This window comes from Methanosarcina spelaei, assembly GCF_002287235.1.
GTDB lineage: Archaea > Halobacteriota > Methanosarcinia > Methanosarcinales > Methanosarcinaceae > Methanosarcina > Methanosarcina spelaei.
This window is the reverse complement of sequence record NZ_LMVP01000182.1, coordinates 1-3,377: the sequence shown is the minus strand read 5'-3', so window position 1 is coordinate 3,377 and position 3,377 is coordinate 1. Positions and strand designations below refer to the sequence as shown.

The following is a 3,377-nucleotide window of genomic DNA, read 5'->3' as shown; positions in this document are numbered from 1 at the left end:
TAATGAAAGCCGAAGAAAGATAGGACATTTGTGATATTTATATATTAATAAAAAAATAGGTAAATTTGTCAGACATCTGCGGAATGTCAGGTAGAGCTTATTATGCAGCTTTTTTAGTTGCAAGATGCTATCTGGAATCTTCAGGTTACAGTTTTCCTCCTGATTCTAATGTGCATAAAAAAGTAATTGACTATATGAAAGATAAAAACTCTTTTATAAGTAATCTTCTTTTCAAGCTCAGAGACAGAAGAAACCATGCAGACTATGATCTGGATATTCAAATTAAAAAAGGGATTACTATTTCTTCAATAAAGTCTGCACAAACGGTAATAGACGAGATTCGCAAGTTGTGAAATATCCTGAAGTTCTTCATCCACGACCAAAACTTTTTTACTGATTTTATTACTTAGCGAGTCAATTAAATTGCTTCACCCTTATATACAGAGATACCTTTATACAATTTATAATACCTTTTACATTCAATTCTTTTACATTCAATTTTCTACTCAACAATTATTCAACAATTATTCAACAATTATTCAACAATTATTCAACAATTATTCAACAATTATTCAACAATTATTCAACAATTATTCAACAATTATTCAACAATTATTCAACAATTACTCAATAACAGTTGTACTCAATAACAATTGAGAATTGTCAGTGCAGCACCTAAAAGAGCTAAGAAAGGAATAGAGCGCAAAAAGGTTAAAAGGAGAGAGGAAGTAACGAGTCGAAGGACTTAAAACAGAAGGGAGAATAAAAAGAGCTGGATTTGAAAAAGATTTGATTTGAAAGAGAATTAAATAGGGCTAAAAGGACAACTAGAGATAATTTAATAAAAATTAGAAAATATTACAGACTACTCAAAAATTTGCAAGGAAAGTTTTAAGGGAATTCAAGGAAAATTAACGAGAACTAAGGCGCTTCCTGCTTAGATTCGGGTGAAAATATGGAAAAATACGATTATAGTGAACTTGGGCTGAAAGCCGGGCTTGAAATTCACCAGCAGCTGGATTCGAAGGAAAAGTTATTCTGCAGGTGTCCGACCGTTATAAGAGATGTCAAAGAGTCGGACTTCGAGTTTTTCAGGTATCTCAGGGCTACGGAAAGTGAGATGGGAGAAAAAGATAGGGCTGCAGTGGAGCAGACCAAGATCCGGAGAAAGTATATCTATAAAGCTTATGACACTACCTGCCTTATAGAAAATGATGAAGAGCCTCCAAGAGAACTCAATAAAGAAGCCCTGGACATTTCCCTCGGGATTGCAAAACTCTTCAACATGAAGCCTGTCGACCAGATGCATGTTATGAGGAAAATCGTGGTTGACGGCTCGAACACAAGCGGGTTCCAGAGGACTGCTTTTCTTGCAAGTGACGGATATATCGAGACCTCTGACGGACGCTGTGGGATTGACAGTCTCTGCGTGGAAGAAGAAGCTGCCCAGAAAGTAGAAGAAATCGGAGACTCGATCATTTATTCCCTGGACAGGCTGGGAATCCCGCTTGTGGAGGTCGCAACTGCCCCTGATATCAAATCTCCTGGGCAAGCAAGAGAAGTTGCCGAGCAGATAGGAATGTTCCTCAGGTCTACAGGGAAAGTAAAGAGAGGGCTTGGCACGATCAGGCAGGATGTAAACATCTCAATTGCCGAAGGCGCAAGAGTCGAAATAAAAGGCGTGCAGGCGCTTGACCTTATAGAAGACATCGTCCGCAGGGAAGTCGAAAGGCAGTTAAATCTTCTTTTTATCAGGCAGGAGCTTATGGAAAGAAAAGCTTTCGTCTGTGAAGAAATCTATGACATAACAGGGCTTTTCGTAGACACGAAATCCAAAGTCTTGCAAAAAGGCGTGAAAAAAGGCGCAGTCCTTGCAGCTCTTCTCAGGAAATTCGATGGGCTTATAGGTAGAGAAGTGCAGCCAGGAAGGAGGCTTGGGACCGAATTTTCAGACAGGGCGAAGACTGCGGGTGTTGGAGGGATTTTCCACACTGACGAACTTCCGAACTACGGGATAACCGAAAAAGAAGTCAAAACTGTCAGAGACGCAATAGGTGCTTCTGCAGGCGATGCCGTAATAATGGTTGCGGACGAACCTGAGAAAGCCAGGCTCGCAATCGAAGCGGTCATTCAAAGGGCAAAAGAAGCCATAGAAGGAATTCCCGAAGAGACCCGAAAAGCCCTTCCCGACGGAAATACCGCCTATATGCGTCCCCTTCCTGGCGCTGCAAGGATGTACCCTGAAACCGATGTGCCTCAAATCGAAATCTCGCAGGAATATTTCGACTCAATTGAGACTCCGGAACTCCTTACTGAAAGGGCGAAACGTTTTGTCTCAGAAAACGGCCTGAATAAAGAGCTTGCCGAAAAAATAGCTTATTCAAAGTATCTGCCTCTCTTTGAGGAGCTGATCGAGACCTACAGGAAAGATGCAAACGTAAACTCAACCCTGATTGCCAGAACTCTTGTCGGGATTGTTCCGGAAATCCGGAGAAACGGGGTAGAGACCGAAAACCTTACGGATGAACATTTCAAAGGGCTTTTCGCAGCGATTTCAAATCAGGAAATTGCAAAAGAAGCCACCCAGGACCTTTTGGCCTCTCTTGCAAAAGAGCCTGAACTGAGTACGTCGGAAGCGATTTCAAAGCTTGGGTTCAGTACTTTTGACCCTGAAGAGGTCGAAAAATTCATCAAGAAAACCGTCAGGGAAAGAGGAGACTTTATCAAGGAAAAAGGTCCGACAGCTCTTGGTCCCCTCATGGGTATTGTTATGAAGGAATATAGGGGCATGGTTGATGGAAAAATCCTTAGTCAAATGTTGAAAAAAGAACTGGATAGCTTCATTAATCAGGGGTAATCCCCTTTTTTCAATTTATCCTTTACTCTCCTTATTTATTCTTTGTTTTTTCTATTGTTGTTCTTTGTTTTTTCTATCTGTCTTTCCGCAGATCTTCACTCAAATGTAGTATTTTTCACAATTTATCCCCATCAACCTTATTATTTTGTCCTTAACTTCATCCATATTGGCAATTTGAGTTACCACTTTTGATTCCACTTCTATTTTTACTTCTGTAATTCCTCTCATCAGCGTGAAGACCCATTTCAGTGTTGGTTTTTGAGTTTGTTTCTTAATTTGATTACGTATTGTTTCCCCTGTTTCTTTTAGCCTCTCTCTCAGCTTCCATTCCGCTACCGAGTAAACCATCAGAGTTAAGACCATTACCATTGATAAAGCTTCAATTCTTTGAGGTTTTTTCAAATAAACTTCTGAAACCCTAAAGCTCTTATCTTTTATGAACCTGAACCCTTTTTCCACTTTACTCTGGTTTTTGTAGTGATCCAGCATCTTTTCAGCATCAAGATTAGTGTCGTTACTG

The 3,377-nt window shown here is 40.1% G+C and carries 3 protein-coding genes; 2 read left to right on the top strand and 1 reads right to left on the bottom strand.

Translation table 11 applies throughout. The features are described 5' to 3' along the window. The first annotated feature begins 65 nt into the window (after positions 1 to 65). Positions 66 to 353, top strand: coding sequence for a hypothetical protein (locus tag ASJ81_RS10295; protein ID WP_141241663.1), 288 nt, complete (start codon positions 66 to 68; stop codon positions 351 to 353). A gap of 602 nt (positions 354 to 955) precedes the next feature. Next, a complete protein-coding gene (gene gatE, locus ASJ81_RS10290; protein ID WP_095644382.1) occupies positions 956 to 2,857 on the top strand; it encodes a Glu-tRNA(Gln) amidotransferase subunit GatE in 1,902 nt (633 codons plus the stop codon). Positions 2,858 to 2,956: 99 nt separating this feature from the next. Here gatE and ASJ81_RS10285 read toward each other — a convergent pair. Continuing rightward, on the bottom strand, positions 2,957 to 3,377 hold a 421-nt coding region (locus ASJ81_RS10285), incomplete at its 5' end, for an IS1634 family transposase (protein WP_141241552.1).

Bases quoted from the DNA above. Each gene is read 5' to 3' on its own strand.
- gatE (WP_095644382.1), top strand. From the start codon at position 956: ATGGAAAAATACGATTATAGTGAACTTGGGCTGAAAGCCGGGCTTGAA.